Below are 26054 nucleotides of genomic sequence, written 5' to 3'. Positions count from 1 at the left end.
TAATTTAAAACTTTATAGCCCTGCCCAATTGCTGGCATCTACAACAGTTAAGCTCGGATGTTCAAGCAATGGCGAGTGTTTTAATAATTGTCCCTTAACGCTTAAGTTAGCATCCAAATCTAACAACGGGATGACGACAAAATCACGTTCTAACACCCCCACATGCGGTACAGTCAGACGTTCATTTTGAATGTTGGCATCAGCATAAATCAACAAGTCTAAATCTAGCGTACGCTCACCCCAATGACGTAAACGCACCCGACCCGACTCTTGTTCAAAACGCTGTAATTCATCTAACAATGCCAAGGCTTCAAGTTCGGTATCTAAACGTACCACAGCATTCAAATAATTAGGCTGATCTTGTGGCCCCATTGGTGGGCTTTGATACAGTTTAGAAGTCTGCACTTGCCCCAAAGTTGCCAGTTTTTGCACCGCTTCAGTCAAAATTTGACGCGAATCGCCCAAATTACTGCCTAAACCAATATAGGTGATGTTGCTCATTGTGTTGGCCCAAAAATCACTTGGCTTAAATCACGTTGCACACGTTTACGTTTTAAAATCGGATGATCTGCACCAATACCTGAACCGTTTGCTGTAGCAGTCAATTGCGCCCGATTTTCTTCATACTGTTTGGCTTTACGCGCACGTCGACTACGAGGCTCAGGCTCATTCACCAAGGGTTCAATCTGCATATCGGCAGCATGTGTTGCTGGTGCCACATCAACAGGTTCTTGCGCTGTTTTACGGCGGCTCTTGGCACGTAATCGGTTATATTGGGCAATCGCACGTTCTTTTTCATCGGTGCTCATAAGCTGGTAGGCATCCCACCACTGACCCATTCCTAAAGTCGAGCTATCGCCTGCTTTTTCACGCAGTAATAAAAAGTCAAAACCTGCACGGAAACGCGCATGCCCAGACAATGCTTCAATTTGCTGTGGTTTCGGTTGCAATAAACGGGTTTGCATTTCCCAAACTTCACGAATAAAAGTTTCAGCAAAACGAGGAATAATGGTACGTGTCGCCTGACGTTTCAGTACATCTAAACCTGCTTGGGCTCGCGCTTCGGCTGCCACCACACCTTTAGAAAGATAAAAGTCACAACGCTCTAAAAACGGTTGCCACAACAGCACCGCATAGAAAAATGCAGGGTTGATGGTTTTACCAATCGTAATCCGTTGATCGGTATTTTTTGCTGCACGTTCAATAAATGAGTTGATGTCTGGCTTGATGTCGGCAAATAACTGACGCCAAATACCAAACTCAATCAACATCGGCAAGACTTTATTTAAATGTCCCATCGTAAAGAGTTTTTGCGACTCATCATATAAACGGTGTGGCGATACATCACGCAATAACTGCGTCATTTCAGGCGTAAAAATTTTAAGAATTTTTGGATCAATATTGAAATTTAATTTGGCAGCAAAACGCAAAGTACGCAGCATACGCACTGGGTCTTCTTCAAAACGTAAAGTTGGATCGCCCAATAAACGCAAGTTTCTGTGCTTTATATCATCTACGGCATTGCAAAAATCTAACACGATGCCTTTGCGTGGCTGGTAATACAACGCATTGATTGAAAAGTCACGACGGGCAAAATCTTGCTCGATTGTGCCCCAGTTATTATCGCGCAGAATCATCCCCGCCGCAGAAGTCACAGCTTTTTTCGGTGGCGCACGGAAAGTGGCCACTTCAATTAGTTCACGCCCTGCATAGACATGCGCCAGCTCAAAACGTCGTCCAATAATTCGGCAACGTCGTCCGAAAACTTCTTTCACTTGTGAGGGTGTGGCATTGGTTACGGCATCAAAATCCTTCGGATTTAGCCCTAACATTAAGTCACGAACTCCACCACCGACGATATAAGCTTCATAGCCTGCTTTGGTTAAAGCATCTAGAACATCTAAAATGGAAGAAGGTAATTGAGCGGTAGATAAACCACATTTTGACGCGCGCAAAGTTTGCAAAAGACGCTGTCTCCTACGTCTGAACGTAAAACAGATAAGATGTCGCTAATCATATCTCTAACACAATCAAAGGGCAATTTGATTCACATGCTAATTTTGCAATGTGCAGTGCTAAAATTCTGCTTGCAGCTACAATGCCAACTTGTGTTTATTCTTGGCAAATAAGGCAGACCCAATCCCTTTGACTTGCTGAAGTTCTTCAATACTTTGGAATTTTCCATTTTGTTTTCGATATTCCACAATCGCTTGTGCTTTTTTCATGCCCACCCCAGACAATTGCTGCAATTGTTCTAGTGAAGCGCTATTTAAACGCACTTGATTTGTATGCGCACTTTGCTGAGTAGGACGTGCTAAATAATGTTCTGCGCTTGATGATGTGGTTTGAGCCGCACTTAAACGCTGATCTTGCGCGGCTTGCTGCGCTTTCCATTTTAAATAGTTTTGATCATAGCTGTGCCCACCCACCTGCGCAGGCTTAGATTGCACATTTTGTGCTGTAGTCCATACACTGATACTGCATAACAGCAATGCAAGCCAGTACTGCCATCCGAAAGAAAAAAAGCGAAAAGAAACTTTTAATTGCTGCGATATATTCATGTTGCCGCAAAACCTGTCATTTTAATTGTTGTTTTGCCTGCTCCCAAAGTTGATCCATTTCTTCTAAAGTCATATCTTCTATTGTTTTTTGTTGTAATTCGGCCTGATCTTCAATGTAAGCAAAGCGTGTTCTAAATTTATGAATTGTGCCCAATAATGCCAACTCACTGGACACGCCAAGTTTACGCCCAACATTGATTAAAGAAAACAAACAATCCCCTAACTCATCCTGTATTTCATCGGATTGTTGCTGTTGAATCGCCTGTTGTAATTCTTGCAATTCTTCTTCTAACTTGCCATACGCATCTTGCACGGTATGAAAGTCAAAGCCCAATTGTGCCGCATGCTGCTGAATTTGCTGTGCCTGCACCAAAGCGGGTGCATGTTTCACCTCATCTAAACGTGACTTTGCTTTACCCTGTTTTTCTTGTTGTTTGATGGTTTTCCATAAGGCAGCGACATCTTCTGCGCTAAGCTGCGCAAACTGTTCTGCCTGAAACACATGTGGATGCCGACGAATTAATTTATCGCAAATGGCTTGTACCACATCTTGAAAATCAAATGCACCTTGCTCGCTATACATTTGTGCCTGAAACACCACTTGCAACAACAAATCACCCAGCTCATCACGTACATCATCCACCTTGCCTGAACGCACTGCTGCTTCAACTTCATAAGCTTCTTCAATTGCGTATTGAGTCAAACTTTCTGGGGTTTGTTTTTGATCCCACGGGCATTGTTGACGTAACTGTTGCATGATTGAAAGCAATTGCTGCATGGGTTGTTCCTTATTTCAATTTATTGCACGAATGCACCATTTTTTTGTTATGCTCAGACGGCAAGGACGATATGCACAACAAAAATAACATCAGGGAGCAAGTTCAAATGCACAGTATCTTGATTAGTGGCGCTGCACAAGGCATTGGTGCGGCAATCGCACAATTGTTTTATCAACAAGGTTACCGTGTCGGTATTTATGATATTCATCTCGCACAAGCACAGCAATTAGCAGAACAATTGGGTGAGCGTGCACATGCAGGTTTGCTTGATGTAGCAGACTATGCCAGTTGGCAAGCTGCGTTATCCGATTTTTGCCAATGGGCAGGTGAATTGAATATTTTGGTGAATAATGCAGGAATTCTCTACTCAGGCGCATTTGAAGACACACCCATAGAAGCGCATCATCGGACTATGGCAGTGAATGTGAATGGTGTATTAAACGGTTGTCATGCGGCTTTGCCTTATTTAAAACAAGCAAGTTTTGCACGGGTGATTAACCTGTCTTCGGCATCTGCGATTTATGGACAAGCCGATTTAATTTCTTATTCTGCTTCCAAATTTGCAGTACGTGGCATTACGGAAGGTTTAGATATAGAGTGGCAAAAATACGGCATTCGGGTCTTAGATGTCATGCCGCTATTTGTACAAACTGCAATGGTGAAAGATATGGATGCAGCCACCATTCAAAACATGGGCGTGCATTTATCGACAGAAGATGTCGCCCAGGTGGTGTATCAACAAGCGACGGTTAAAGATTCGATTCTGACCAATACGCATCGTGCGGTCGGTTTAAAAGCCAAAACCCTAATGCAACTTTCGAGTATTAGCCCACAATGGTTAAATCGTCTGTCGAATAGCTTGTTGGCGAAGCGTCATTAATTCTACATCTATCTATATTTAAATTAAGTTGCTCAAAAAAAATCCCGAATTTACATTCGGGATTTTTTATTAAACACGTCAAAGTTTAAGCCTTAGCCTCGCTTGAACTTCTTCTCGGCTTTCTTAAACTTCTGCACATAACGACGACGACGTGCGGCTGTGCGTTCATCCACTTGTGACTTACGTCCTTCAAATGGGTTTTCAGAAGTTTTAAATTCAATTTTTACAGGCGTACCTTCTAGCTTATAAACTTTACGGAACACGTTTTCTAAATAACGACGGTAATCTGCAGGTGTTTTATCGACCTTATTACCATGAATCACGATGGTTGGCGGATTCTGTCCACCCATGTGTGCATAACGCATTTTAATGGCGCGACCTTGCACTTTGGGTGGATGGTGTGCATCTGTTGCATCATTCAAGATTTGAGTCAGTTTCGCAGGTGACACTTTTAAGTGTGATGATTCATAAGCACGATGAATAGAAGGATATAAATCGCCCACGCCTGTACCATGCAAGGCAGAAATTAGGTGGATTTTTGCCCATGGAATAAAGTCAAAACGACGCTCAACATCTAACTTACATTGTTTGCGATCATATTCGGACATATTGTCCCATTTGTTAATTGCGATCACCATGGCACGCCCTGCTTCAAGTGCGTAACCAATCAAGTGTAAATCTTGCTCGACAATACCATCACGTGCATCGACTACAATCACCACCACGTGTGCATCTTTCATGGCTTGCAAGGTTTTCACAATCGAGAATTTCTCGATCATTTCATCGACCTTACCTTTACGACGCACACCTGCAGTATCAATCAAGGTGTATTTACGTTCGTTGCGCTCAAACGGAATATAGACTGAGTCACGTGTCGTACCTGGCTGATCGTATGCCACTACACGTTCTTCGCCCAATAAACGATTGACCAGTGTCGATTTACCCACGTTTGGACGTCCAATAATGGCTAAACGCAAACCTGTGTCTTGATCGTGTGCATCTGGGTTTTCATCTTCAGGAACATCTGCCAAAACGTCTTCCAGCATTTGCTGAACGCCTCGACCATGACTGGCAGCCACTTGCAATGGCTCGCCCATACCCAGTTTAAAGAACTCAACCAAAGCGGCTTCGGCATGTACGCCATCTACTTTGTTCGCCACCAAGAATACTTTTTTGCCCAAAGTACGCAATTCACGCGCAATTTGCTCATCCGATGCCAACAAGCCTGCACGTGCATCGACCACAAAAATGATCATATCGGCTTCATGGATGGCTGTTTTAGATTGTTCAGCCATGTAAGAGTCGATGCCACCTTCACTTTCGCCAATACCGCCAGTATCGACCACAATGAAAGATTTATTTTGATAGGTTGCATCACCATATTTGCGGTCACGTGTCAGACCTGCAAAGTCAGCAACAAGTGCATCACGGCTCTTGGTAATCTGGTTAAACAGCGTTGATTTTCCGACGTTCGGACGACCAATGAGCGCAATTACGGGTTTCATAGATTAACCTTTATTCAAGATCAGTCAGTTTCAATGGTCTGTACATCCGAAACTGTGGAAGAAAGAACAGAGTATGGATGTTGGGTTCAGCGTTGCGACCACGCAAACGACAGAGAGAACATCGACCACTCTATTAAATAAAAACACGGGGCATTGATGATTCAATTACCCCGCGTAAAAATACGGACAACTATTTTAGCATAAAAGTCAGAACAAAATTAGCGGTTCTGCCAAACGCTTAATGCGCCCTTTTGCGTTGCGACATAGAGTTGATTGTCAATTACACGCAATGAACGGACTTCGCCATTGGTTTTTGAACGTCCAACCAGTTGCCCTGAACTTGGATCAATGAGGTGTAAGACACCATCTAAATCACCGACCACTAAATATTGTCCAAACAATACAGGATTAGATAAACGACGGTTGAGCAAACTGTCATTTTCCCAAAGTGCTTGTCCTGATGTGATTTCATAAGCTGCAATTTTGCCATCTGCAGTGCTGACAAATACACCATTCCCCGCAACTTCTGGGCGTTTGGTACTGCTTGCGTCTTCACTCCAAATCACTTGTTGTGAAGCTAAGTCCAATACGGTGACCTGACCTTGATAGCTTGTGGTCACTAAGAATTGACCTGCAACCACAGGGTCGCCATCAATGTCATTTAAGCGTTGAATGTCTGAACGGCCTTCACTAATGGCAACGCGGCGCTGCATACGTGGTACGCCTGTAACAATATCCAGTGCATAGACATAGGCATTTGCAGAAGCAATCAGTACAGTACGTGAATCGAGCGCCACAGGTGCAGCCATACCACGCAAACTAAATTGCACGTTTGGCAAGTTGTAAGTCCACACCAACTGACCTGTTTCGGCATTGTGTGCATATACCGTGCCGTCATTACTTACAGTCACCACACGACCCGCCTGAATTAACGATGGCGCAAGAATTGCACCTGTTAACTGTGCAACCCACTTTTGCTCACCTGTTTGCTGATCTAAAGCAAACAATTGTCCTTTACTGTTTCCTGCAACCACAATGCCATCAGCAGCATTGACACCTGCCGTTAAGCCTTGCTTAGACACTTGTTTTTGCCAAAGACGTTGTTTGCCTTGATAGGCAGCCATCTCACCTTTAGGATCAACAGTATAAATTACCCCGTTTTCGGCATCTAATTGCAGGCGCAATGGATCGGCTGCTGTAGTCGATGCAACGCTTTGTGAAAATACAGGAACTAGACTTTGAGCTTGCTCAAGTTTTGGCAGTGGATTTGGCTTAACTTCTGCAACTTTAATTTTATTGGTGGAACACCCCGCCAAAGCAAGGGTTAAAACGGTCAGTGCAAACGGTATTTTATACTTTCTATTCATTAGCTCTCATCCACTTGTGTGTCTAATACTGGGCGTTCAATTTCAGGATCATCCACCAAAACACCAACACTTTCGAGTTTTATTTGTAAAATTTGACGTTCTTGTTTACGTTCCACCAAAGTATCCCATGCACTTTGATACGCTTTTTGGGCATTTTCACGGTCATTTTTCGCGACATAAACATCGCCACGCGCTTCATCTGCAGTCGCTTTAAATGCAGGATCAGTCACCGCGGCCAAACTTTGAATAGCTTCGTCATATTTCTTTTGAGCCAGCTGTGCATACGCCAAACGCAACTTGACCAGTTGCACCAAGCCCTGATCTTTCACTTTAGAGTTTTCAACTTTCTTTAAAGCTTTTTCCGCTGCAGCAAAGTCTTGCTGATCATAAGCCAGTTTTGCCATTAAAAACTGAGTTTGAATGGCCTGCGCAGAGTCTGGCGCTTCTTTCACAATTTTATCGGCAGTTGCAGACAATTGACTAAAAGCATCTGGATTCGCTTCTGCGTTACGTGCATCATCCATCAGTTGCTGCACTTTGGCTGTATTCATTTGATGCTCAGCCAAGTTTTTTTTCTGCCAATATTGCCATCCGAAAAAGGCAATCAACGCAATTAAAATCCCGCTAATAATGGCCGAGCCATACTTTTTCGCAAACGATTTTAAACTATCAAGTTGTTCGTCATCACTCAATGCGCTCATTGGATTACCCTTTTCCTTATGTTATTTGGCTTATTGTGAAGAAAATTTTTCAATGATGAAAGGCACAATTTCAGCAACAGCGACTGCAGTTTGCTCGGCAGTTGCCAAAGTTTTGACTGCCAATTGCTGTGCTTCCGCTTCGCGCTCACCATAAATCAATGCGTAGATTGCACCTGACTGATCGGCTTTTTTCATTTGGCTTTTCATTGAACCTTGTGAACCGACTTTCAGGCGAATTTGGCTGCCTGCCTGTTCCAACTGGTCACGAATTTGCTCAGCCAAAACCATAGCCTTGCCTTGCGTATTTGGGTCTGCCAACAAGAACACTTCACAATCACGTACTGGTGTATTGTCTTCGACTTGCTCAAGTAGCAACAACAAACGCTCAATACCCATGGCAAATCCCACGGCAGGTACAGACTGATCTGCTTTGCCTTTCAATTGCCCAACCAGACCATCATAACGTCCACCTGCACAGACTGTGCCTTGTGAACCTAAATGCGTAGTTGTCCATTCAAATACTGTTTTGTTGTAATAATCTAGACCACGTACCAATTTTTGATTAATTACAAAATCAATGCCTGCATCTGTTAAATATTGCTGTAACTGGGCAAAGTGATTTAGGGTGTCTTCACCCATAAAATCATGTAATTTCGGTGCATTTTCTAAGATGCTTTGTGTTTTAGCATCTTTAGAGTCCAAAATACGCAGTGGATTAGTACTTAAACGACGCTGAGAATCTTCATCTAAATCGGCCTTGTGAGCTTCTAAAAACTCAACCAAAGCAACACGATACGCAGCACGCTCATCCGACTCACCCAAAGTATTCAACTCTAAGCGAACTTTATCGGCAACGCCCATGCGCTTCCATAACCGTGCGGTCATTAAAATCAGTTCGGCATCCATGTCTGGCGTTGCAACCCCAAAGGTTTCTACACCAAACTGATGAAATTGGCGGTAACGGCCTTTTTGCGGCTTTTCATAGCGGAACATCGGGCCGATATACCACACACGCGGGGTCGCGCCACGTAGTAAATTGTGCTCTAACATGGCACGTACACAGCCCGCAGTACCTTCAGGACGCAAAGTCAAAGACTCTGGCGGATTGCCTTTGTCCAAAAAGGTGTACATTTCTTTTTCAACAATATCGGTCGCATCACCAATTGAACGCTTAAACAAATTGGTTTGCTCGACCATTGGCAAACGAATTTGTTGATAACCATAAGCATCCATTAGTGATGCTAAATGTTGCTCTAGACGTCTCCACGCAGGAGTTTGCGTAGGTAGAATGTCATTAAAACCTTTGATTGCAACAATTGAACTCATGTCTTACTCAGAAAAATTTGTACGAATAATCTCTTTAGATTTAGCTTCTTCAAGCTCTGTCACACGTTGACGAACCATGCTTTCGATTTCATCAACAAGTTGGTTGGTATCAATTAAATGGCTTTTTTCACCATTGCGATATACCAACGAACGTGGACTTGCCCCCACGACACCAATATCCGCCTCTTTGGCTTCACCTGGGCCATTCACTTTACATCCAATAACCGATACATCCATAGGCGTGCGGATATCTTCCAAACGCTCTTCCAAAGCCTGCATCACAGAAATCACATTAAATTCCTGACGTGAACAGCTTGGGCAAGCAATGAAATTAATGCCGTTTGAGCGTAAGCTTAAAGATTTAAGAATATCAAAACCAATTTTGACTTCATCTTCAGGTTCTGCCGCAAGCGAAATACGCATGGTATCGCCAATGCCTTCCATGAGCAGACCACCCAAAGCAATTGCTGACTTAACCGTACCTGTACGGTAAATGCCTGCTTCGGTTACACCCAAATGTAATGGATTATCAATTTGTTGTGACAACAGGCGGTAAGCATCCATGGTTAAAAACACATTCGATGCTTTAACTGAAATTTTAAATTCCTGAAAATCTAAGCGATCTAAAATATCAATATGACGCATGGCAGATTCTAGCAATGCTGCGCCTGTTGGCTCACCATATTTTTTCTGAATATCTTTTTCTAGCGATCCTGCATTTACACCAATACGCATGGAAATATCGTGATGTTTTGCGGCAGCCACCACTTCACGAATTTTAGCTTCTGAGCCAATATTCCCTGGGTTAATACGCAAGCAGTCTGCGCCAGCATCTGCAACGGCCAAAGCAATTTTATAGTCAAAGTGAATGTCTGCAACTAAGGGTACAGACACTTGCTTACGAATTTCACCAAATGCAGCTGCGGCTTCCATTGTTGGCACAGAAACACGCATGATGTCTACACCCGCATCTACACAACGCTGGATTTGCGCCACAGTCGCCGCTACATCACAGGTTTCTGTATTGGTCATACTCTGAATACTAATGGGTGCATCACCACCGACATAAACAGAACCCACACGAATTTTACGGGTCGGACGGCGTTGAATTGGATTCACAATCATGATATCGCTCTACCTTGCTGCATTATCGAGACAAACGGAATTCGGCTTTTCCGTTTACAGTATATGGCGATAATGAAATCGACTCATTGTTCAAACTTAATGACACAGCAGTGGCATCATCTAAACGAATTTGGAATGGGGCTTCACCTTGTAAATTTAAAGTTGATGCCTGACGTCCCGTTGCCAATACATTGCCTGCAGAGTCAGCAATATGCACTGAAGTTGGACGTACAAATTGCAAATTCAATTGATCACCTGAAGCAAGTGAGGTTGTGCCAACTGTTGCATTGTCTGAAATGATTTGCACATCAGATTGCAGCACTGCAATTTCAGGTTCAGCAGTGTCTTGACTAGAAGACATCCAGTTCTGAATCAATGCCACCAAAGCCCACAGGAGCAATAAGACGGCAATTGCAATCGCGATACGGGTCAGCCACTTCTTATTACGATCACGGTTGGAACCAGGCAGTTTCCCCATAATTTTGATGGGTGAGTTGTTCAAGGCATGGTTCGGTAACAAACCTGTATCGTTGGCATAAATTTCATCAAAACGCTGAATAATCGCAGAAGCATCGACCTGCAAATATTTGGCATAGGTACGATAATAACCTTTAATAAAGGTCGCTTCTGGCAAAGCGGTATATTCGTCTTGCTCTAGCGCCATCAGCGTTTTTAATGGAATTTTCAAATCTTTTGAAACATCATCCAGTTCGCGTTTTTGATTGACGCGAATTTGACGAAGGTACTCACCTGGACGTTGAACATTTCCTAATGCATGGGGTACAGGCGTTGTCCCCTGTGTGGGTTGCGGTGAATTAGGATTTACTTCCATACGGCCTCAGTACTGTACTGTAATTGCAAATAACGTTGGTATTCTTGGCTATTGGGAAATAATGCACGCAGCTGGTTCACTAAAACCTGAGTTCCCAATTGATCGCCATTGGCACGTGCTAAACGAATCCCAATCCATAAGGCACGCGCACCCTGATTTTTTTGCCCCACAGCACGTACAAATTGTTCATACAATTGTCGCGCGGGTGCAAATTGTTGTCTTAAATATAAAATTTCCGACAACTCTAACATTGAAACATAAGAATCGCGATTGGCTTGCAAGGCTTGTTTGAATGACTTTTCGGCATTCTCTATATCGCCTAATTTCAAGTAAATACGACCTACATTTTCCAATGCTCTAAAGCGTTGATCATAACCCAGTGTTGCACCTGCAATACTGAGCTGCTCAATCGCATCATTATAGCGTTCTACTTGATATAAATACGTACCATAGTTGTTACGCGCTTGTGCATTTTTTGGGTCAGCGGCAATGGCACGCTTAAAATACGCATCGGCTTTTTCTAAATTCAGCTTGCTGCCTTCTTGTTGCAGCAACACGCCCATCATCATATTAGCGGTGGAATCACGTGAATCGCTTTCCAAAGCTTGATCAAGTGCGCGTTTGGCTGAGTCTAAATCGCCATTTTTTAAGTATTCTGCTGCCAACTGCGTACGTACTTGCACCGCTTTTTCAGGGTCTTTTTGCCCTAAGGTTGGAGCTGTGGTTTGACAAGCTGCAGCAAAAATTGCCGAAATACAAACAGTTGTAATTTGTGCGATTTTAAATACAGGCTTATTCAATGGACATCCCCTTTGCGTCTTCGTTCGATGCAAGTTAGTTATCTATACAAGTCATTATCCTTGCGAGCGTATGATTTCATTTTGCGCTGCAACTTTCTTTTTCCACTGTTCGGCACGGCGGGTGCGGTCTGCCACTTGTCCGACCAATTGCCCACACGCAGCATCAATATCATCACCACGTGTCTGACGAATCGTACACACAAAACCTGCATCAGACAAAGTTTTTTGGAAAGAAATAATTCGATTTCGGCTTGAACGTCCATACGGCGCGTGCGGAAATGGGTTAAATGGAATCAAATTAATCTTGCTTGGCAGGTTCTTGAGTAGCTTAATCATTTGCTGCGCATGTTCAGGATGGTCATTTACACCATCTAACATGACATATTCAATGGTCACGTGTTTACGCGCACTTTCGTTGCCATCTTTGCCAATATAACGCTGACAAGCTGCGATTAATTGTTCCAATGGATATTTTTTATTGATTGGAACAAGTTCATCACGCAGTTCGTTATTGGTGGCGTGCAAAGAAATTGCCAAAGCCACATCAATATCTTGTGCCAATTGGTCAATTTTAGGTACAACACCCGAAGTCGATAAAGTCACACGACGCTTAGACATACCATAGGCAAAGTCATCTAGCATAATGCGCATGGCGTTCAAGACGGCATCGTAATTCAACAACGGTTCGCCCATACCCATCATCACCACGTTGGTCACAGAACGCTCACGTTCAATCACAGGCACATCTTCCATATAGGAATAGTTTGCCATCCACAACTGACCAATAATTTCGGCTTGGGTTAGGTCACGCTGAAAACCTTGTTTACCCGTAGAACAAAATGAACAGTCCAGTGCACAACCTACTTGCGATGAAATACACAGGGTTTTACGTGAGCCAGTTTTGTCTTCGGCAGGAATCAGAACGGTTTCGACCAATGAGCCTTCACCATCACCGACACGGAATACCCACTTACGAGTACCGTCTTTAGAATAATTTTTATGCACCACTTCAGGCGCTTTAATTTCACAAATCTTTTCCAGTTTTTCACGTAACTTGCCTGAAATATTGGTCATTTCGGCAAAATCTGTGACAAAAAACTGGTGAATCCATTTCATCACCTGCCCTGCACGGAATTTCTTCTCGCCTAAATCTTCAAAAAATTTTTCCATTTGTGGACGTGACATGCCAAGGAGATTCACTTTCTCTGCAGTCGCAGACTGTGCAGGAGCGGACGCAGATGCTTGCTGAACATCTGTCGCAGATGCAGCGAGGACTTCTGTACTCATGTGTGTATACCTAAACCATGTCTAAAGATGAAAGGAGAAGCTCAAGAGGTGAGCAAAGGTTTATTCAGAAAATAAAAATCGGAGAATAAAAAACCAGATAAGCATAATAACACTTATCTGGTTTGAATACTGCGTATTAACGAGTACGTGGGCAAACTTCAGTTTGAGCAAAGAAGTAGTTTACTTCACGCTCTGCAGATGCAACTGAGTCTGAACCGTGAGCAGCGTTTTCATCGATGCTTACAGCGAAATCTGCACGGATTGTACCAGGTGCAGCTTCTTTAGGGTTTGTTGCACCTAAAATTTCACGGTGAGCAAGAACTGCGTTTTCACCTTCAAGAACTGAAACAACGACTGGACCAGAAGTCATGAACGCAACTAGGTCACCAAAGAAACCACGTTCTTTGTGCTCAGCGTAGAAGCCTTCAGCTTCAGCTTGAGAAAGGTGTTTCATTTTAGTCGCAACGATTTTAAGACCAGCTTTTTCGAAACGAGCAAAGATGTCACCGATGTGGTTTTTAGCAACTGCATCTGGTTTTACGATAGATAAAGTACGTTCAATAGCCATGATTGGCTCCTTAAGTCAATGTTGACGCGAAAATTTTGCCGCATTATACCGAATAATGGGCTATTTTCTGCTTTTGATGTGTAAAAAAATTGCTTTTTTCGATATGAAGCGCATTGTGCAGGACCTTGATCGGCAAATCAATCTTGCTTCACACCGCTAGATTAACGTGCTTCGTCAATCCACGCCATTTGAATGGCTTCTAAGATGCCTTCAGTCGATTTTTCGGGATCATCTTGAAACTCTGGCAAAGCACAGACCCAAGCGTGCAAATCGGTAAAACGAATCCATTGCGGATCGACATCGGGATGCGCCTCATATAACTCAATGGCAATGTCGATGCTGTCGGTCCAACGTAAACCCATGTGTATTCCCTATTCTAGTCAAGACAGCGACTACTTTAACAAATTTCGCATGGGCTGCCTGCCATTACTGCACTGAATTTTCGATTTGGTTTTATCCAGACTTATAAAACAATATTTACATAAGGTGCAGCCAAAATAATCGCACTCGCCACTGAACCGCCAATCATCGCCCCGACTGCCACATCACTCGGATAGTGCAAGCCTAAAATCATACGGGAAACGGCCACCAAAATCGTAAAGGGCAACATCAACATCAACAATACTGGCTGGATATAACCCAAAACCGTTGTGGTCATGACTGCATGCAAAGTGTGACCTGATGGGAAGCTAAAATGATCTAAGGGACGTTCACCCAAACGAATCACTTGGTGTACCTGATACGGACGTGGACGGACGGTTTTTTGTTTTAAATATTTATAAATACCTGTGCCGACAGATCCGCCTAACAACAGATAAATAATTTGTAAACTATAACCAATGCCCTGCATCATCCATGCACTTGCGAGCATGACATACCAGAACACACCATCGCCCAAACGGCTAATAACTTTAAAAAATTGTGCCACCCGCTGAGAGTGGGAAAAATGGTTAAGATACAAACAGCCTTTTAAGTCGAGATCCAGCATTCTTATTTTTGCATTTTTAAACTTCATCAGTTCTCTCCTCTTTGGCGTATAGCTAAGATGGCATGTGTAGCTCCTTCGCCACCAGATATAACGCCTGCTCAAATTGTTGGACTGGATACTGCCAGCCAATATTTAAAGTCGCTTTGCGGGCGTGTTCGCCCATCTGTCTAAGGGTTGTAAGATCGGGAAGTCGGTGGATATGACCGACCAAATCTTCTGGCTGACCGAGTGGACTCAACCAGCCTGTTTCATTCGGTTTTAGATGTAAACGTGCGCAAGCATAGTCATAAGCAATGACAGGCAAGCCACTGGCCATAGCTTCTAACACGACATTGCCAAAGGTTTCGACCTGACTGGCAAAAGCAAACACATCGGCACTGGCATAGGCTTGTGCAAGTGCTGTGCCACTTAAACTACCTGTAAAAATGATATCTCCCTGAGCGTTCATGGCTTCTAAACGTTCACGGTCTGGCCCATCTCCAACAATCACCAATTTCACAGGCTGTTCGGTATTTTTTGGCATACGCTGATAGGCATTAATAATAAGATTGACTTCTTTTTCAGGTGATAAACGCCCTACATACAACATCACCCGCGTATTTTCACTCGCACCCCAGCTTGCTCGCAGTTGGGTAGAACGAAAATCTGGTGAAAAATATTCAACATTGACACCACGCCCAACCACCACCAAAGGCCCTTGCACACCAAACTGACGCAATGATTTTTCAGTATGGCTACTTGGCACACACGTCAGCGAGGTATTGTTATGAAACCATTTTAGATAGTGCTGAATTGGCTTGAGTAAAAATGCCAAATCGAAAAAACGGCTAAAATCTTGAAATGCGGAGTGAAAACCACTTGATACTGGAATATTTTTTGATTTTGCAATATGTAAACTGGCAAGCCCTAAAGGGCCTTCAGTGACGATATGCACCACATCAGGTTGAAACTCATCTAAAGCCTGCGAAAGTTTAGACCACTGCGGCCAGCCAAATTGTAAATTATGATATTTAGGAATGGCTTGTGCTTTTACCAGACATTCTTGATACGGTTGGAATTGAGTGCAGGCTTGTTTTTGTTCAGGGCGAATCAATAAAATTTTGTGTCCAAGTTCCTGCAATCCTTTGCAAAGCTGCAACAGTGAACGTGCCACACCATTAATTTCAGGTGGCCAAGTTTCTGTTACAAGGGCAATTTTTAAACGTGGGCGGACAAGGTCTGAGAGTTCAGAGGTAGGCTGGCTGCTTTTTTGTTTTTGATCTTGTTTGAAATGAAATTTAAATGCATCGCTGTAACGCTCTAATTTACTGCTCTGCTTTGCCAATACATTGCTCATCGCCTTTTTGCTCAATTCTTATTTTATGCTTGCTAGCATAGAGCAGCTGCATTGCAGTAATATGATGCTTTGGTGACACATTTGTCATTTTTTTAACAACTCGATGATCGCCTATACCTTGTTTTGCACACATAGTTTTATGTATAAATTTAATGTAAATCGTTTGCTGTCATTCACCCTAAATAGATAAAAAAAGCAGATATTGGATACCTGCCTGCTGAATATCTTGTTTGCTGAATACCTGATCTGCTGCACATCGAAGCCCTCTAAAAAAGTAAATTAATATACAACTCATCGGTATAACGACCTGCTGGCGTTGTCAAACTCGGTTGTTCATCCAAGCGTACCGCGACACTGTATTTATGTCCTGTCGTAGAAACATGCCCTGCGATGGGCGTGTTCCACAGATTTGTTTTTGCTCCCATAATACTCATACTGGTGCGTAAACGGTGTGTGCCATTATTCACAAAACTGCTGCCATGTTTGTCACGTAAATTACGACTACTGAACTGAATGCTATAACCTCGATCACAGCGCACATTAAAACTGGTTGCAGTCTGGCTACGGTATTGTGAGCTCATTTGCAATAAAGACTCACTGACCGAACCAATGGTGCAAGCCTGTGCAGGAAAACAAATCCAGCATCCACACAGCACTAGACTTAATTTTTTTACCATCCCTAATTTTTTCATGTTCTCATCCTCAATCATCCTGCTGATATACTTACTGACAAATCAAATCTAACTGTCTGGTTTGTGGAACAGTGCCTGCTTTAATTTGAGGGACTTCAAGTGAACTATGGCAAACTTTTCCACCTTTGGTTTTAACCTTCAGCGTATAACTGCCTGCTTTCACACCATATAAATGTACTTTTCCATCGCTGCCCACAGGTACAAATTCGGTTGCATCATCACTTAAATACACTTCACTGCCCTGCACAAAGGTCTGCTGATCGGGCGTGAGTAAACGCAATATGATCAATCCTGTACGCTGAACAGGGAAATTCACTTTATAGCCGCGTTGATTCATACCAATCACTTTTTGGCTTGAATATTCAAAGCTGTCATACAAATCTAACTGGTCTTGATCAAAAGACACGTCGTAATTGACGTAAGGCACAATGTCGTGCACAAACACATAACCGTGTTGATTGGTTTTACCAACAGGTGTTAAGGCACGTTGTACTTCCACATTTGGAATATCACCAACATTCACCAAAGCAAAAGCATTGTCTACATATTTGGTCATGGCCCATTTACGGTCTAACCACACTACTGCACCCTGATAATTGGCTTGACTGTAGCTAAAGCGTTCACTTTCATCGTGGCTTAAATATAAATTACCCATCGGCATTTTCAGGGCGGTATAGGCATTTACCCCAATATCCCCTTCTGTTTGTTGGTGACGCACAGCAAGAGTGTAATCCACACCATTTTGCGTCAGGCTGCTCTGTGCATAACGCAACTGGGTTTGCTCATCAAAATTATGCGAAAGCTGCGCACTGCGGCGTTGGTCAAATTGATAATTCAGTGTTAAATATGCCCCGTCACTATCCTGCACTTTCAAATCTTTATAATAAGAAAACGACAGTGAAGTTTGACGCCCAAACATACGAGAAAAACCAACTGTAAGCATTTGGCTATCTGCAAAGCTATTATTTGCATTGGGATGATAACGGCGCTCTAGATAGTTCACATTTAAGGTATTAATGAAAGGAATATTGAAAATACTGACATAAGCTAAGTTGTCGTATTCCACTGTTTGTGTCATATCGCTATAACCCAAACCACGATATTCAGGACTGTAGTATTTATGACTTGCACCAAGTGCAACCCGACTTCCATTACGGCTTAACGAAGCGCCAAAGGTATAACCATCGCCCCAATCACTGTGGCTAGACGCAGCATGCGTATCTAACAAGGCATATTTGCTGAGAGATTGCGTCCATAGCAACCCGACATTCTGCACATCTTTGCTATAACTTAAATTGGTTCCTAAAGTCGTGCTGTCTGTAATTCCACGTCTGAAATAAAGGTTGCCAAAAAACTCCCGATAATCATCCGACACGTAGTCGTAGTCATAACGCAGCTTTCCTGCAGAAAAGTTGTATTCGTTCAGTCCTGGTTTGAGTAGTTGCGTGGTGACATAAACTGGAAAAGATTGCACGGTACGATTTCCCAATACATCTTCCACCACCACTTGCGCCTCGCCCGACTGCTGAATATTTGCACCCGTATTTAAGGTATAGTGCCCAGGCGTCACTTGTTGCTGATATAGATTGATGCCATTAATGTATAAATCGACGGTGGATGGCAGTACAGCACTGCCTCTTAAGGTGGGTACATTCCAATAAATAAAGTCTGGATAACTACTAAAATTTGAACCAAAAGACACACCACCAAATCTGAATGTATCTAATAAAGGATTGTAAACGCTGGTGTTATCACCCAAAGTTAAACGCTGATAACGTGATGGAAATTCAATTTCAAAACTGGTATTCAAACGCAGTAGCTTATCTTGATCCTGTTCTGCCTCTTTGCGATACATCATGCCATTTTTAAAAATCCAGTAATCTTTAAAAATACCAAGCTCCGCCAAACCATTTAATTCATTGTAATTATCATAACGTGCATACAGCACATTATAATTTAAAAAACCGCCCAACTCTGCTTTAGACGGAATCGCATGGGTTTGGCTCAGTTGTGCATCTATAAAATAGCTGGCAGGTACGGTCAATTTAATCGCTTGCAGCGCAAAGTCTTGTTCAGACTGAATTTCATTGGTGGTTACAGAACAGAACTGAGTTTGTGCACTGTGTTTTTGTAAACGGTCTTGCTGTAAACCAAGTTGCTGCAAGACCTCGCATTCCATATAGCGTTGCCCATCCTGCTGCAACACCAAACTTTCAATGACACGATCTACGCCATTCAGCCAAACACTATTCAACGCCATTTCAGCATTGGCAGCATTGGCAGCATTGGCAGGTAATGGTATCCCCCACAGGACACATTGCAGCGCAAAAAACAGTCGAGTTCTATGCATGATTTAGCCCTTCATTTTTAACTCAATGGCTTGCTCACTTTTATCTGTTTCAAGTTTGAGTATGTAATTTTTCAAATCACTAAGTTTGATTTGCCCCATATCAAAGCTGTGTTTTTGTTGATTTAACAAATATTTCATTTCACGTGTGGTTGCAATGGGTTGTTTTTGTTGATTTAAAATGCTGATTGAAGAAATTTGCACATGCGATGCAGCATGATTTTCTATCTCTAAAAATAAGTGGTCGTTCTGGTAACGCGGGGTTGCAGTCACCTGAATGGCATCTTGCTTACCAACAAACAACGGTACAGAAATCGTAAATAAAAATTGTAAGGCGTCTTCTTCCACCACAGGGGCAATTTCTTTAAAAACAATACGCCAAGTTTTTTCTTGCGCCATTTCTTCCTTAGAAAGTGGTCGGCTAAAACCTACGCGTATCACTTGTTGTGCATTCGGTTGTAAAACAAAGTTTTTAGGATTAATTAAGATGTCTTGTTCTGGTTCTAGCACATCTTCACCCTGTGCATTTTGCGACCATTTATAGGCAGACATTTCAAAGCTTTTCGGTTCAGTAAGATCGGTGGCTTCCATGACTACTGTTGCACTGCGTTGTCGTGCTTTATCGCCCAAATACATTTGCGTAGGTGAAATGACCAAGTTTGCATAAACAGCTTCTACACATAAGCAACCTGCAACCAGCATATATTTCAATAATCGTTTCATACTTCCCCCCGCAATGTCTTATTTTGTATTTCTTTAGACTAAAAAGTTGACTCCACCCTGTCGGTAAAGCCAACTGATTTAGATTGAGTTCAAGCGAATTAGAATGACACTCGAATGTTGTATTTATCGGTGTAAGTACCCGCTGGTTTAGAAATACCTACGCCCTCACTTTTAACCAAGACATTGTAAGAATTCCAGCCATTGCTACCTGGCGCAATGTTGGTTTGCTGATCATTTAACTGAATCACAGACGATGAACCCGTAAGCTTGGTTTCAACTGTTAAGCCCACTGCATGGCTACCTGATTTGGCTGCAGATTTGGTTGTTTTGCCTCCACCAACACGGTTGTCGGTATCGACCAATAAGTTGTACTTTGCATTCGCCCCAACCATAAATTGACCAGAAGCTTCTGCACCATCTTTTAATGAGATACTTGGTGTTTTCACTTTCAGCTCACAGCGCTTAGGCACAATCACTTGAATTGGAATACTTCCTGTACATGGCCCTTCGTTACATACTGGGGTTGGCTTAGGGTCTGGTTTAGGATGATGATTACCACCCGCCATTGTTACCGTTGAAAAAGCTCCGAAAACCATCAAAGCAGCAGCAGTTTTAATAAATTTAGACATGTCACTTCTCCATAACTCTTATAAAAAACCATTTTTTAATCATTCACTCACTTGAGATATCGTTAGAATTATTGAAACTCAATCCTTAGCGAGCTTCTTCATTTTAGGTATTTCTCACAAAAAGCCATCTATACGCCCTAATTCACACAATATTAAATAAACCTTGGAATTCAGCTAATTAGGAGATTAAAGTACTGTTTTAAATGACATCGCAAAAAACTAGGGAGCAGCCCACTCCCTAAAACTTGTGATACCAATTCTAGGGATACCCAAAAAATATATTTATTTACATTTAAACCAACACATTGTTTTTATTTAACTTTAACAACATTTTTATTTTAACTTTTGTTACATTTTAAGTAGGTTTATTTTTGAAAGAATGGTCAAAATTCAGTTTTTAGCCTAATTTTTACTACACTTTTCACGTATTTAATTCACTATCCCCTATCACATTCAACAGACTGAGCGTTTTTTAACATCAAATCTCACCAATTACAGGGATTGCCTCTCGCTATAAAAAAGCCATGTTTTGGGCGGCTGAATCTATCCAAAAGATCAAATTTGCACACCACCAACTCAACGAAGAAACAGTTGATCATTCATCTATATCTGTAACGTGAGAGATAAACCTCGCAAGATGTTTAGCTAACTCATAACGCAATAGCAGACAAAATAAAACCCCATTCAAACTATTGCCTGAACGGGGTCATCACACCTGAGTCAATCATGTTGACTCAGGTACACACGCGTGACTTATTTAACGTAAGTCAACCAATGTGCATATTTGTCATTCTTGCCTTGAACTGCGTCAAAGAAAGTTTTTTGAATTTCAGTAGTAATTGGGCCACGTGAACCACAGCCAATTACACGGTCATCGTATTCACGAATTGGGGTAACTTCTGCTGCTGTACCTGTAAAGAAGGCTTCATCGGCAATGTAGAATTCATCACGCGTAATACGGCGTTCAACTACCTCATATCCCAAGTCTTTAGCAATGGTGATCACCGTTTGACGCGTAATACCATCTAAAGCACCGCCTGCGATGTCTGGTGTATGTAAAACGCCATCTTTAATTAAGAATACGTTTTCGCCAGAACCTTGACATACATAACCTTGTGGATCCATCAACATCGCTTCGTCATAGCCTGCTTGCGCTACTTCTTGGTGTGCAAGAATAGACAAAGTGTAGTTACCAGAAGCTTTAGCTTTACACATGGTCACGTTTGGATGATGATGCGTAAACGATGAAGTTTTAACGCGAATACCTTTAGCCATCGCTTCTTCACCCAAGTATGCACCCCAACCCCAAGCCGCAACAGCAGCATGAATGGTGTTATTGGTTGCAGCAATACCCAGTTTTTCAGAACCAATCCAAATTAATGGACGTAAATAGCACGATGAAAGTTTGTTTTCACGTACCACATCAATTTGCGCCTGTTCTAAAGCTGCTTGATCAAATGGTACTTTCATTTGATAGATTTTTGCAGAGTTTAACAAACGCTTAGTATGGTCCTGAAGACGGAAAATCGCAGTTCCGTTTGGCGTTTCATAAGCGCGGACACCCTCAAACACACCCATACTGTAGTGTAAGGTATGCGTTAAGACGTGAATTTTTGCATCACGCCAGTCAACCAATTGTCCATCTTGCCAAATAAAACCATCACGATCAGCCAAATTCATGGCACACACTCCAAATGTTTATACAATAGTCATTTTAATCCAACGCAGACATAGCAGTCGGATCAATTAATCTTTGCCATAACTTGCAAACGACCTCACGGGTATCGTACCAGTCCGCAGCATTGACTTGCATGGATTGATTTGCAAGGGCTAAGCGGTGGCTTTCGGCTCGTTCACGGAGATAAGCTTGAATCAATGCTGTCGCATCGTCGCTGGATAAGCAACCTGTTTTTGCGGCATCTTCAAGGATTCTTACGTTGTCGGAATAATGGGCGAGATCAGGATTCGACCCACTCCAGGCTAATACCGCATACTGTGCCATAAATTCGATATCAACGATACCACCTGCATCCTGTTTTAAATGAAAAATTCCATCTTTTTTTTGCTCTTTAGATGAACCCAAATGATCTTTCATTTTTTGACGCATTTTCAGCACTTCACTGCGGACATAAGCTTCATCTCGCGGCTGGGTTAAAATCTGACAACGCAACACTTCAAACTTGTCACGTAAACATTGCTCACCCGCAATACTGCGCGCACGCACTAAAGCCTGATGCTCCCACAGCCACGCACTTTTCAGTTGATATTGCTCAAAGGCCCGTAAACTGGTCACCAATAAACCCGCATCTCCCGAAGGACGTAAACGGGTATCGACATCATAAACTCGACCATCTAAAGTTTGCGTGGTCATTAAAGATACAAATTTACGTGCCACCCGCATAGCAAATTCAAAGCCACTGATCGGTTTAATGCCATCAGTATCGGCTTGTTCATCCATGTTGTGAATAAAAACCACGTCTAAATCTGAGCCGTAACCAAGTTCGATGCCACCTACTTTGCCATAACCAATAATGGCAAAAGCGTTATGCTCCAAACCGCAGCGCTGCCCTTCACTGTCTAGCGGATAACCATGTTTTTTGACAATCATCTGATAGGCCAGTTGTAGGGCTGCATTTGCGGTCACTTCGGCAATATCGGTTAACGCATCTGACACTTTCATTAAGTGACTTTCTGCCAGTACATCGCTGGCCGCAACTGTTAATACGTTGGATTTTTTGAATAAACGTAGCACCCGCATGAGGTCTTCAACTTCATCCAGTTCAATGCGCAGCAATTGTTGGCGCAAAGAATCTTCCAAATCGCTGCGTTTTGGCAATTCAAAATCCATAGATAAAAATTCATCCAACAACACAGGATATTGCGTCAATTCTTCACAAATCCACGGGCTGACTGTGGCCATTTTTACCAAGCGTTGCAGTGCCCCCTTGCTTTCAATCAGCATGACCAAATACACGGTACGACGCAGAACAGATTCGACCAGTGGCATTAAACGCATCAATGCCATTTGTGGATTTTCTGACTGCAACACTGCTTCAATCAAGTGTGGCCAAAAGGTTTTTAAACGCTGTAAAGCTTTGGCGGTGAGTTTTTTAATGGCATGTCCATACCAGAACTCATGCACTAAATTTTTCGCTTGATCGTCTAGTACCGCATCGAGCTGTTTTTCTAGCTGACTGTAATTTTCCAGCAAAGAATCGGGTTCATTTTCTTTAATTAAATGCTCAAACTGATAAATGACTTTGACACGCTTTTCATTTAGGGTCTGCATAAAGCTGTCCCAATCGGCAAAGCCCAAAGTATCGCTAATGCGTGCGCGTAACTCAGGTTCAGTCGGTAAAGCTTGGCTTTGCTGATCATTCAAGGCTTGAATGGCATGTTCTACTCGACGCAGGAATAAATAGGCATCTTCCAAATCCAGTACGGCTTGTGGCTCTAGCAATTCAGCTTCGCCCAAATGGCGCAAACTCACCAAACACTGGCGGTCTTGTAATTCTAGTTTTGAACCACCGTAAATCAGCTGAAAAACCTGCACAATAAATTCAACTTCACGAATACCGCCCGCGCCCAATTTAATATTGTCTTCAATATTACGACGCTGCACTTCGCGCTCAATCATGGCTTTCATTTCGCGCATGGCTTCAAAGGCGGTGTAATCGACATATTTGCGGAATACGAAAGGTCGGGTCATTTCCAGCAGTTCATAACCTTCTTGCCCACCTGTGATAATACGTGCCTTAATCCAAGCATAGCGTTCCCATTCGCGTCCATGCTGGCTTAAATATTTTTCCAGTGCGACATGGCTAATCGCCAAAGCAGAACCATCGCCCCACGGGCGTAAACGCATATCGACGCGGAAAACAAAACCATCGGCGGTGATATGATCTAATAGATAGATCAGTTTTTGTCCCCATAAAATGCAGAATTGCTGCACTTCAATACACTTGCGTCCATTGGTTTCGCCTTGTTCATCAAAGGCAAAAATCAGGTCGATGTCGCTGGATAAATTCAGTTCCTGCGCGCCATGTTTGCCCATGGCGACCACAATCAGGTCTTGGACTTTACCGTTATACCCCATCGGTTCGCCATGCTTGGCGACCAACGGAATCCGAGCAAAATCTTTGGCTACTTGCACACAAATATCAGCAAAGTCTGAAAGTTCCTGCGTCAACGTCACCACATCGGTGAGTTGGTTGGCATCTTGCCAAATCCAGCGGAACATTAAACGCGCGCGTAAAATTCGCAGGGTTTTCATCCACAAGGTTTCATCTTGAATGTCTTGTAAAGTCGAAATCACCAGTTGATGAATGTAGTCTGCGCTCAGCGGTTTTAGGAATTGGTCAATTGCATAATCCTGCTGTAACAGGCTTTCGTGATTTGCCAAGACTTGTTCTGCATATTGACTGGCATGTAACGTTTTTTGCAATTGTTCCGCATTCATTTTTAAGACCTAAAACCCAGTTTTATTTTGAAATATTGTCAACTCATCTATTTATAGCAGCAGATGCGTCAAAGAAGAAAATAAAATTACAGCAATCTGCAAAATACCTCTTGCTTAAAATGCAGCGATAAAAAAACCGAAGCCTAAACTTCGGTTTTATCTGCTTGATGCAATGCTTATTCAGCATCTAGCATTAATTCTGCGCTCATACCAACCGTGTTAAAACCTGCATCGACATACAGAATTTCACCAGTAATACCATTCGCCCATGGTGAGCAAAGGAATAATGCCGCATTACCAACATCTTCAATGGTCACGTTGCGTTTTAAAGGTGCAACTTTTTCATTGAGGTCTAACATTTTACGGAATGATTTAATGCCTGATGCGGCAAGCGTACGAATTGGGCCTGCAGAAATTGCATTCACGCGAATACCGTCAGCACCCAAGCTTGAAGCCAAGTAGCGTACACCTGCTTCTAAAGATGCTTTCGCCATACCCATGACGTTGTAGTTTGGCATCACACGCTCAGAACCTTGATAAGTCAAAGTCAATAAGCAACCTTGGCGTGCTTGTAATAATGGTTTTGCAGCACGTGCCATCGCAATAAAGCTATAAGCACTAATGTCATGCGCAACTTTAAAACCATCACGATCTGTAACATCGGTAAAGTCACCATCTAAAGTATGCGCAGGCGCAAAACCAATCGAGTGAACCAAACCATCCAAACCATCCCAGTGCTTTGCCAAGTCAGCAAAAGCTTGCTCAATTTCTGCATCTACGCCTACATCGCAAGGCAATACAATGCTTGAGCCAAATTGTGCAGCGAAGTCATCAACACGTTTTTTGAGTTTTTCATTCGGATAAGTAAATGCTAATTCTGCACCTTCACGATGCAATGCTTCTGCAATACCAAATGCGATAGATAATTTACTTGCAATACCAGCAATTAAAAAACGCTTACCCGCCAAAAGACCTTGTGCCATGTGAAACTCACCTTGATATATTTCGCAGTATCATGCCAATTCTGAACGCATAGTGAAATTGCATAATGCGCCTTTTTTTGCCGTTTATGTAAAAACTCAATGGCGATTCAAGTGAGTGATAGATGACGTCACATGATGATCTGCAAGTGGTGACGTACAATCTTGG

Annotated in this window: 24 protein-coding genes; 1 reads left to right on the top strand and 23 read right to left on the bottom strand. The window is 42.7% G+C overall.

Annotation, left to right across the window (positions count from 1 at the left end):
• Positions 1-12: 12 nt before the first annotated feature.
• The 4 genes from folK to mazG form a co-directional block, all read right to left on the bottom strand.
• Entirely contained in the window at positions 13-501 is a 489-nt protein-coding gene (gene folK, locus FTT70_RS07595) for a 2-amino-4-hydroxy-6-hydroxymethyldihydropteridine diphosphokinase (protein ID WP_004975118.1), read from the bottom strand.
• Entirely contained in the window at positions 498-1964 is a 1467-nt protein-coding gene (pcnB, locus tag FTT70_RS07590) for a polynucleotide adenylyltransferase PcnB (RefSeq protein WP_131260755.1), read from the bottom strand. Before pcnB ends, folK begins: the two co-directional genes overlap by 4 nt.
• Before the next feature lie 129 nt (positions 1965-2093).
• Positions 2094-2561: a ComEA family DNA-binding protein gene (locus FTT70_RS07585; RefSeq protein WP_096901517.1), complete on the bottom strand. Its 468-nt coding sequence runs from the start codon at positions 2559-2561 to the stop codon at positions 2094-2096.
• Positions 2562-2577: 16 nt separating this feature from the next.
• The gene (mazG, locus tag FTT70_RS07580) at positions 2578-3339 is read right to left on the bottom strand and encodes a nucleoside triphosphate pyrophosphohydrolase (protein WP_004975111.1); all 762 of its coding nucleotides are present in this window, start codon (positions 3337-3339) and stop codon (positions 2578-2580) included.
• A gap of 107 nt (positions 3340-3446) precedes the next feature.
• Between mazG and FTT70_RS07575 the strand changes: the two genes are divergently transcribed.
• Positions 3447-4220, top strand: a complete 774-nt coding sequence (locus FTT70_RS07575) for an SDR family oxidoreductase (protein WP_104853255.1) — start codon at positions 3447-3449, stop codon at positions 4218-4220.
• 92 nt (positions 4221-4312) lie between these two features.
• Here FTT70_RS07575 and der read toward each other — a convergent pair whose 3' ends face one another.
• The 19 genes from der to FTT70_RS07480 all read right to left on the bottom strand — a co-directional run bounded on the left by der (position 4313) and on the right by FTT70_RS07480 (position 25888).
• Positions 4313-5725: a ribosome biogenesis GTPase Der gene (gene der / locus FTT70_RS07570; RefSeq protein ID WP_004975107.1), complete on the bottom strand. Its 1413-nt coding sequence runs from the start codon at positions 5723-5725 to the stop codon at positions 4313-4315.
• Positions 5726-5943: 218 nt separating this feature from the next.
• Positions 5944-7092: an outer membrane protein assembly factor BamB gene (bamB, locus tag FTT70_RS07565; protein ID WP_180079997.1), complete on the bottom strand. Its 1149-nt coding sequence runs from the start codon at positions 7090-7092 to the stop codon at positions 5944-5946.
• Positions 7092-7793, bottom strand: a complete 702-nt coding sequence (locus FTT70_RS07560) for a tetratricopeptide repeat protein (protein WP_180168465.1) — start codon at positions 7791-7793, stop codon at positions 7092-7094. The genes bamB and FTT70_RS07560 overlap by 1 nt, the downstream gene beginning before the upstream one ends.
• A gap of 30 nt (positions 7794-7823) precedes the next feature.
• A complete protein-coding gene (hisS, locus tag FTT70_RS07555) occupies positions 7824-9119 on the bottom strand; it encodes a histidine--tRNA ligase (protein WP_180168464.1) in 1296 nt (431 codons plus the stop codon).
• Between the two features lie 3 nt (positions 9120-9122).
• A complete protein-coding gene (gene ispG, locus FTT70_RS07550; protein ID WP_179995009.1) occupies positions 9123-10244 on the bottom strand; it encodes a flavodoxin-dependent (E)-4-hydroxy-3-methylbut-2-enyl-diphosphate synthase in 1122 nt (373 codons plus the stop codon).
• A gap of 22 nt (positions 10245-10266) precedes the next feature.
• Positions 10267-11076 carry a DUF4115 domain-containing protein gene (locus tag FTT70_RS07545; RefSeq protein ID WP_180168463.1) on the bottom strand — a complete coding sequence of 270 codons (810 nt, stop codon included), beginning with the start codon at positions 11074-11076 and terminating at the stop codon, positions 10267-10269.
• Complete coding sequence (gene pilW / locus FTT70_RS07540) at positions 11067-11855, bottom strand: type IV pilus biogenesis/stability protein PilW (protein ID WP_371971077.1); 789 nt, start codon at positions 11853-11855, stop codon at positions 11067-11069. Before pilW ends, FTT70_RS07545 begins: the two co-directional genes overlap by 10 nt.
• A 75-nt stretch (positions 11856-11930) precedes the next feature.
• Positions 11931-13163 (bottom strand): 23S rRNA (adenine(2503)-C(2))-methyltransferase RlmN, encoded by a 1233-nt coding sequence (gene rlmN, locus FTT70_RS07535; protein ID WP_004975094.1) that lies wholly within the window; start codon positions 13161-13163, stop codon positions 11931-11933.
• Between the two features lie 136 nt (positions 13164-13299).
• Positions 13300-13731 (bottom strand): nucleoside-diphosphate kinase, encoded by a 432-nt coding sequence (ndk, locus tag FTT70_RS07530; protein WP_004975092.1) that lies wholly within the window; start codon positions 13729-13731, stop codon positions 13300-13302.
• Between the two features lie 161 nt (positions 13732-13892).
• The gene (iscX, locus tag FTT70_RS07525) at positions 13893-14093 is read right to left on the bottom strand and encodes a Fe-S cluster assembly protein IscX (protein WP_004975089.1); all 201 of its coding nucleotides are present in this window, start codon (positions 14091-14093) and stop codon (positions 13893-13895) included.
• 101 nt (positions 14094-14194) lie between these two features.
• A complete protein-coding gene (locus tag FTT70_RS07520) occupies positions 14195-14746 on the bottom strand; it encodes a phosphatase PAP2 family protein (protein ID WP_004975087.1) in 552 nt (183 codons plus the stop codon).
• 25 nt (positions 14747-14771) lie between these two features.
• Positions 14772-16055 (bottom strand): glycosyltransferase family 1 protein, encoded by a 1284-nt coding sequence (locus FTT70_RS07515; RefSeq protein WP_180043967.1) that lies wholly within the window; start codon positions 16053-16055, stop codon positions 14772-14774.
• Between the two features lie 266 nt (positions 16056-16321).
• Positions 16322-16747, bottom strand: coding sequence for a hypothetical protein (locus FTT70_RS07510; RefSeq protein WP_004975083.1), 426 nt, complete (start codon positions 16745-16747; stop codon positions 16322-16324).
• A gap of 31 nt (positions 16748-16778) precedes the next feature.
• A complete protein-coding gene (locus FTT70_RS07505) occupies positions 16779-19097 on the bottom strand; it encodes a fimbria/pilus outer membrane usher protein (RefSeq protein ID WP_179997080.1) in 2319 nt (772 codons plus the stop codon).
• 3 nt (positions 19098-19100) lie between these two features.
• Positions 19101-19817: a molecular chaperone gene (locus FTT70_RS07500; RefSeq protein ID WP_004975079.1), complete on the bottom strand. Its 717-nt coding sequence runs from the start codon at positions 19815-19817 to the stop codon at positions 19101-19103.
• A gap of 98 nt (positions 19818-19915) precedes the next feature.
• Positions 19916-20446 carry a hypothetical protein gene (locus FTT70_RS07495; RefSeq protein ID WP_004975075.1) on the bottom strand — a complete coding sequence of 177 codons (531 nt, stop codon included), beginning with the start codon at positions 20444-20446 and terminating at the stop codon, positions 19916-19918.
• A gap of 753 nt (positions 20447-21199) precedes the next feature.
• On the bottom strand, positions 21200-22126 hold the full coding sequence (locus FTT70_RS07490) for a branched-chain amino acid transaminase (protein WP_004975074.1): 927 nt from the start codon (positions 22124-22126) through the stop codon (positions 21200-21202).
• A 34-nt stretch (positions 22127-22160) separates the two neighbouring features.
• Positions 22161-24905, bottom strand: coding sequence for a bifunctional [glutamate--ammonia ligase]-adenylyl-L-tyrosine phosphorylase/[glutamate--ammonia-ligase] adenylyltransferase (gene glnE, locus FTT70_RS07485; protein WP_096901524.1), 2745 nt, complete (start codon positions 24903-24905; stop codon positions 22161-22163).
• A gap of 176 nt (positions 24906-25081) precedes the next feature.
• On the bottom strand, positions 25082-25888 hold the full coding sequence (locus FTT70_RS07480) for an enoyl-ACP reductase (protein ID WP_004975071.1): 807 nt from the start codon (positions 25886-25888) through the stop codon (positions 25082-25084).
• Positions 25889-26054: the final 166 nt, after the last annotated feature.

Source organism: Acinetobacter sp. YH01003 (assembly GCF_013420525.1).
GTDB lineage: Bacteria > Pseudomonadota > Gammaproteobacteria > Pseudomonadales > Moraxellaceae > Acinetobacter > Acinetobacter towneri.
Note: the sequence above shows the minus strand (reverse complement) of the source record. Positions and strands in the feature narration are given on the sequence as shown.

Coding starts and splice junctions, on each gene's coding strand:
- FTT70_RS07505 (WP_179997080.1), bottom strand. CDS start 19,097: ATGCATAGAACTCGACTGTTTTTTGCGCTGCAATGTGTCCTGTGGGGG.
- ispG (WP_179995009.1), bottom strand. CDS start 10,244: ATGATTGTGAATCCAATTCAACGCCGTCCGACCCGTAAAATTCGTGTG.
- FTT70_RS07515 (WP_180043967.1), bottom strand. CDS start 16,055: ATGAGCAATGTATTGGCAAAGCAGAGCAGTAAATTAGAGCGTTACAGC.
- FTT70_RS07480 (WP_004975071.1), bottom strand. CDS start 25,888: ATGGCACAAGGTCTTTTGGCGGGTAAGCGTTTTTTAATTGCTGGTATT.
- folK (WP_004975118.1), bottom strand. CDS start 501: ATGAGCAACATCACCTATATTGGTTTAGGCAGTAATTTGGGCGATTCG.
- hisS (WP_180168464.1), bottom strand. CDS start 9,119: ATGAGTTCAATTGTTGCAATCAAAGGTTTTAATGACATTCTACCTACG.
- ndk (WP_004975092.1), bottom strand. CDS start 13,731: ATGGCTATTGAACGTACTTTATCTATCGTAAAACCAGATGCAGTTGCT.
- glnE (WP_096901524.1), bottom strand. CDS start 24,905: ATGAATGCGGAACAATTGCAAAAAACGTTACATGCCAGTCAATATGCA.
- der (WP_004975107.1), bottom strand. CDS start 5,725: ATGAAACCCGTAATTGCGCTCATTGGTCGTCCGAACGTCGGAAAATCA.
- FTT70_RS07585 (WP_096901517.1), bottom strand. CDS start 2,561: ATGAATATATCGCAGCAATTAAAAGTTTCTTTTCGCTTTTTTTCTTTC.
- FTT70_RS07495 (WP_004975075.1), bottom strand. CDS start 20,446: ATGTCTAAATTTATTAAAACTGCTGCTGCTTTGATGGTTTTCGGAGCT.
- FTT70_RS07500 (WP_004975079.1), bottom strand. CDS start 19,817: ATGAAACGATTATTGAAATATATGCTGGTTGCAGGTTGCTTATGTGTA.
- FTT70_RS07520 (WP_004975087.1), bottom strand. CDS start 14,746: ATGAAGTTTAAAAATGCAAAAATAAGAATGCTGGATCTCGACTTAAAA.
- rlmN (WP_004975094.1), bottom strand. CDS start 13,163: ATGAGTACAGAAGTCCTCGCTGCATCTGCGACAGATGTTCAGCAAGCA.
- FTT70_RS07510 (WP_004975083.1), bottom strand. CDS start 16,747: ATGAAAAAATTAGGGATGGTAAAAAAATTAAGTCTAGTGCTGTGTGGA.
- bamB (WP_180079997.1), bottom strand. CDS start 7,092: ATGAATAGAAAGTATAAAATACCGTTTGCACTGACCGTTTTAACCCTT.
- FTT70_RS07490 (WP_004975074.1), bottom strand. CDS start 22,126: ATGAATTTGGCTGATCGTGATGGTTTTATTTGGCAAGATGGACAATTG.
- FTT70_RS07560 (WP_180168465.1), bottom strand. CDS start 7,793: ATGAGCGCATTGAGTGATGACGAACAACTTGATAGTTTAAAATCGTTT.
- FTT70_RS07575 (WP_104853255.1), top strand. CDS start 3,447: ATGCACAGTATCTTGATTAGTGGCGCTGCACAAGGCATTGGTGCGGCA.
- mazG (WP_004975111.1), bottom strand. CDS start 3,339: ATGCAGCAATTGCTTTCAATCATGCAACAGTTACGTCAACAATGCCCG.
- iscX (WP_004975089.1), bottom strand. CDS start 14,093: ATGGGTTTACGTTGGACCGACAGCATCGACATTGCCATTGAGTTATAT.
- FTT70_RS07545 (WP_180168463.1), bottom strand. CDS start 11,076: ATGGAAGTAAATCCTAATTCACCGCAACCCACACAGGGGACAACGCCT.